Below are 810 nucleotides of genomic sequence, written 5' to 3' on the forward strand. Positions count from 1 at the left end.
CCTCGCCATCGCCCTTGGCCTCGGCCTGCCCTTCGAGAGCTATCCCTGGCTCCACCGGGCCATGCAGGTCGCGGGCGGCGCCTGGCTGCTGTGGCTGGCCTGGAAAATCGCCTCCGCGCCGCCGCCGGGCGAGGCGAAGCCCTCCCCGCCGCTGGGCTTCGTCGGCGCGGCCGCCTTCCAATGGGTGAATCCCAAGGCCTGGATGATCGTGTTGGCCACGCTCCCCACCTTCACCACGCCGGGCGAGCCGCTTCTGCCGCAGGCCCTCGTCATCACGGCGGTTTTCACTCTGGTCGGCATGCCCTGCATGCTGCTCTGGGCCTGGCTCGGGCAGGAGGCGCGGCGGCTGCTCGGCGATGGCATGCGCCTGCGCGCCTTCAACTGGTCGATGGCGGCGCTGCTGATCCTGAGCCTCGTGCCGCTGGTCAGGTGAAGGCGGCGCCGATCCGGCGGGCCATCTCCTCGCGGCGCCCGATCACGCCGGCCATCGAAGTCCGCGTGGCAAGCACCAGCTCCGGTGATGCGGTCTCGGGCGTGCCGGCATCGAAGGGCGGCTTCGGGTCGTACTGCATGTAGAGCTGGATGCCCTCGGCCACCGCCTGCCCGCGCAGCTTGGCCGCGAGGTGCAGCGCGCCGTCGAAGCCCGAGGTCACGCCGGCGGCCGTCACGAACTTCCCGTCCTCCACCACCCGCGCCTGCACGGGGACCGCACCGAAGGAGGGAAGGATGTGGTGGCTTGCCCAATGCGTCGTGGCGCGGCGTCCGCGCAGCAGCCCGGTGGCGCCCAGCAGCAGCGCCCCGGTGCAGACG

General features: G+C 72.2%; 2 protein-coding genes. One reads left to right on the forward strand and one right to left on the reverse strand.

What is annotated here, in order from left to right:
- A partial coding sequence (locus AC1DWF_RS33480) for a LysE family translocator (protein WP_476842805.1) occupies positions 1 to 433 on the forward strand: 433 nt, incomplete at its 5' end.
- Here the strand turns inward: AC1DWF_RS33480 and AC1DWF_RS33485 are convergent.
- Positions 426 to 810 (reverse strand): DJ-1/PfpI family protein (locus tag AC1DWF_RS33485; RefSeq protein ID WP_476842806.1); only part of this gene is annotated, 385 nt, incomplete at its 5' end. The genes AC1DWF_RS33480 and AC1DWF_RS33485 overlap by 8 nt on opposite strands.

This window comes from Aminobacter sp. P4_D5 (genome assembly GCF_056401815.1).